The 4,062-nt window shown below is 46.8% G+C and carries 4 protein-coding genes; all 4 read left to right on the forward strand.

The features are described 5' to 3' along the window. A partial coding sequence (locus VN105_RS12835) for a helix-turn-helix transcriptional regulator (RefSeq protein ID WP_325641453.1) occupies nucleotides 1–953 on the forward strand: 953 nt, incomplete at its 5' end. A 40-nt stretch (nucleotides 954–993) separates the two neighbouring features. Next, the gene (locus VN105_RS12840) at nucleotides 994–2,076 is read left to right on the forward strand and encodes a hypothetical protein (RefSeq protein ID WP_325641454.1); all 1,083 of its coding nucleotides are present in this window, start codon (nucleotides 994–996) and stop codon (nucleotides 2,074–2,076) included. A gap of 149 nt (nucleotides 2,077–2,225) precedes the next feature. Next, nucleotides 2,226–2,987 (forward strand): SDR family NAD(P)-dependent oxidoreductase, encoded by a 762-nt coding sequence (locus tag VN105_RS12845; protein ID WP_325641455.1) that lies wholly within the window; start codon nucleotides 2,226–2,228, stop codon nucleotides 2,985–2,987. 74 nt (nucleotides 2,988–3,061) lie between these two features. Continuing rightward, complete coding sequence (locus VN105_RS12850) at nucleotides 3,062–3,958, forward strand: AraC family transcriptional regulator (RefSeq protein ID WP_325641457.1); 897 nt, start codon at nucleotides 3,062–3,064, stop codon at nucleotides 3,956–3,958. Nucleotides 3,959–4,062: the final 104 nt, after the last annotated feature.

Here is a 4,062-nt window from a genome sequence, read left to right on the forward strand (position 1 = left end):
TTGCCATGCTGGGATTTATTGCCGGCCAAACCAATGCGGGCAGTCAGTGGCCGCTCCTGGTCCCTGTAATGGAGTCGACCCGGTTTGCCATGGCGCCGGCGCTTTATTTTGCCATTATGCACTATACCAGTGTCCGCTACCATTTCCGGAAAAATGACCTGATCCATTTTATCCCGGCATTACTTTTTCTTCCCATACTTTTTGGGGCAAGCCGGTACCTGCCTCCGTGGATGGGCATCGTGGTGGGGTTAGGTATAAAATTGCAGATCATCCTGTACTGGGTTTCCGGCTACCTGCGGCTCCGGAAACATCGGCAGCACATCGCAAATTTCACTGCAAACACTGCCCCGTCGGATCTTTCCTGGCTAAAAAACCTGTTATTGCTCACGGGCATTATGATCCTTAACCAGCTGTTATTTTCCTGTTTCCGGCATGCTGCCGGCACTTCTTTTTCCTATGTCATTTACCTGGCAGCCATTTATCTCTCCTGTTATTATGCGCTCAAACAGGGCAATATATTTCCACCGTTTACTACCGCCGGATCATTTTCCGCCGATACCTGTACCGTACAACCACGGCTACACGAAAATGAAACTACGGTGCTGAAAGAACAGCTGGATAAACTGATGCAGGATGAAAAGCTGTATACTGACCAGGAGCTTTCGTTGCCACTGCTTGCAGAAAAACTGGATCTTTCACTGCACGAATTATCATGGTTGCTGAACAAGGAAATAGGGAAAAATTTCTATCAATACATTAACCAATTCCGGGTAGAACAGGCAAAACAATTACTGCAGTCGCCCTCACACCTGCATTTAAGCATCCTGGCCATTGGCTTTGATGCAGGTTTCAATTCCAAAACAACCTTCAATAGTACTTTCAAAAAAATGGTGGGCATGACACCCCGGGAGTTTAGGGATTTAGTGGTACGGATGGATGCAGACGGGCAGTAAACCCCGCTCCTGTACTTAGTATTGTAAAAAACGCAATACTATGAAGCAACTAAAATTTGGCCCCGCTATGCTGGCTGCCACCCTCACCGGATTCATCGCCTGTTTTGTATTGTACCGCATGATGGCCCGCTACACATCAGGTTGGGTGCCGGCCCCGGTCATATGGTTACTGTCTTTCCTGATGCTGCCGGCGGCCCTGTCTTACGCAATCATTTGTTATTTCCGGTACCGGAAGTCTGACAACAACACCAGCAGGATAATAAGTACTTTTAATGTGATCATTGCCTTCTTACTTGCCTTCGACCTCTATTCTTTCGGCTGGCAGAAAATCTTCCATCTTCAGATGGTAGTACCTCTTGGAATACTTGATCTCCCGTTCAACAGTCTTGATGGAGAAACCCTCACCTGGGCGTATTTCAGAAGGTCTTACCCGTTTACGGTTACCATTGCCCTTGCGCAGATATCGGGGTCCGTTCTGCTGCTGTTTAAACGTACCCGCCTGCTGGGACTGATTATGCTGGTGCCCGTACTACTTAATATCATCCTGATCGATATATACTACCATCTTCATACATGGGTATTGGTACATGCTATTATTCTTATGTCAGGGATTATTTACCTGCTATACCAATATAAAATCGTGTTAATACAATTCTTCTTTCACCTCTCTCCTGATATATTGAAATGGAATATGGGAAGAAAAACACAATGGACCGCCGGCGTGATCATCCTGCTGCTTCCGCTTATCCTGTTACTGACCTATCGTTCTCCTGATAAGCATCCCCGGTTTACAGGCAAATACAAGGTTAATGATCTCTATGTTAATAATATTCCCCAACAAGCCGGCAACTTCAGGGACAGTGTGCTTACTACCATTTACATGGATCTGCAGGATGATATGGTACTGGAGTTCAATCACTATAACAACCGGTATATAGGCACCTACCATTATGACCCCGGAACTCAACGCATCAGCGCCAAATGGCGCTACCCCTCCAATTTCAAACTCCGGTTTGAAGGTACCTTACTCCCCATGGAACACAGTCATGATTTCCGGTTTAAGGGATTGCTGGGGAAAGACAGTATACAAATGCAGCTTATTCATATTCCGGAGCCGCGTTAAATAGCCGTGCAAAAGCGCGCAGGGTGCAATCCCTGCGCGCTTAAACTGCCACATCCCGTACAAATCCGTGTAATGTATAAATCTTCCCCTAAAATGTAAAAGCCGGTACCTGGAAACAAGCCGAGCTTTGTGTCATAAAATTGATTATTATGAACACAGCTAATGAAAAAGTGGCGCTGATCACCGGCGGCAGCCAGGGCATCGGTAAAAGCATAGCGCTGAACGCTGCTAAACGCGGGATAGGCGTAATACTTACTTATAACAGTCACCCGGAAGCAGGAGCAGCAGTAGCTGATGAGATCAGGGCAAATGGCGGCAAAGCCGTTGCCCTGAGATGGAACTCCGCCAATGTAGCATCATTTGGCGATTTCGCCGGCCAGGTACAGGAAACCCTTAAAAAAGAATGGAACCGGGATCACTTCGATTACCTGGTGAACAATGCAGGAATAGCCCAGCGCAGCCTTATCAGGGACACCACCGAAGAGATCTTTGATCAATTGGTGAATGTAAACTTCAAGGGCGTATTTTTTCTCTCGCAAAAGCTGATCCCGCTGATAGCCGATGGCGGGCAGATCATTAATATCTCCTCCGGGCTGGCGAGGTTCGCGTTTCCGGGCGTGGCGGTGTATGGCGCACTTAAATCTGCCGTAGAAGGATTAACCAGGTATTTCGCCAAAGAGTATGCCGACCGGAAGATCCGGGTGAATACCGTGGCGCCGGGGGCCATTGACACCGCCTTTGGCGGAGGAAAAGGTGACGAAAGCCACCGGCGGCAAATTGCGGATACAACAGCGCTTGGCCGTCTTGGTGAGGCAGAAGATGTTGGTCTTTTTGTGGCCTCGCTCCTTTCAGACGACAGCCGTTTTGTGAATGCACAACGTATAGAAGTAGGCGGCGGCATCTTTATCTGATCAAACACAGCCCGGCAATTGCATGCACGGTTTTTCAAAAAGCGTTAAATTAACATGGCAAATCTGCTGCAACTATGAACTATATAGATATTCCATCCATCTCAGCACTGCATGATTTCTTTCGCTGTGAAAAGCCGGTGCATCCTTTGATCAGCATTGTTGATCTTGCTAAAGTAGACCGGTCCCACAGGCAACCCGGCGATGCCTACCGCCTGAACCTGTACTCAGCTTCCTGCAAAATAATAAAGGGACACTTCGGGTACGGCCGTACCAACTACGATTTCTCTGAAGGATCGCTGATGTTCACAGGCCCTTACCAGGCGCTGTCTCCCGATCCGGATATTAAGGTCACAGAAGGCTGGGGCCTGTATATCCACCCCGATTTCTTAAATGCAGACGCAAGGGGGCATAAACTGTCAGCACTTTCCTTTTTTGGGTATGATGCCAATGAAGCATTACATATTTCGGATGCAGAAAAAGCAATCCTGGAAGATTGTATCAAAAATATACAGCGGGAAATTACATTGAACCTGGACAAACATTCTTACCATCTTATTATCAGCAACCTGGAGCTGTTCTTTGCGTATTGCACCCGCTTCTACGACCGGCAGTTCCTGACAAGAACAAAGCCCGGGAATGATATTGTACAGAAATTCGACAGGCTGCTAACAGATTATTTTAACAGGGGATCACTAATTGAAAATGGCTTGCCGGATGTAAAATATTTCGCATCACAGCTTAACCTGTCTGCGAATTACCTGTCGGATCTGCTGAACAAATACACCGGCAACACCACCCAGGAACATATTTACTTCAAGCTTATTGATAAAGCAAAAACATTATTGTGGAGCACTGAAACACCAATAAGTGAAATTGCCTATGATCTTGGCTTTGCACACCCTTCGCACTTTACCAAACTGTTTAAAAATAAAACAGGACTGTCACCAAAGCATTTCAGGAACCAGAACTAATACGCTCAATTTTCACCCGGCAATAGTGCTGCTACATATGAAATACATTGAACTTATGACCATCAGGATCTGCAAACACAAAGCCGTTGTAGCCATCCCGGGAC

It is taken from the genome of Chitinophaga sp. (assembly GCF_035564935.1).
Taxonomy (GTDB): domain Bacteria; phylum Bacteroidota; class Bacteroidia; order Chitinophagales; family Chitinophagaceae; genus Chitinophaga.

Bases quoted from the DNA above. Each gene is read 5' to 3' on its own strand.
- VN105_RS12840 (WP_325641454.1), top strand. From the start codon at position 994: ATGAAGCAACTAAAATTTGGCCCCGCTATGCTGGCTGCCACCCTCACC.
- VN105_RS12845 (WP_325641455.1), top strand. From the start codon at position 2,226: ATGAACACAGCTAATGAAAAAGTGGCGCTGATCACCGGCGGCAGCCAG.
- VN105_RS12850 (WP_325641457.1), top strand. From the start codon at position 3,062: ATGAACTATATAGATATTCCATCCATCTCAGCACTGCATGATTTCTTT.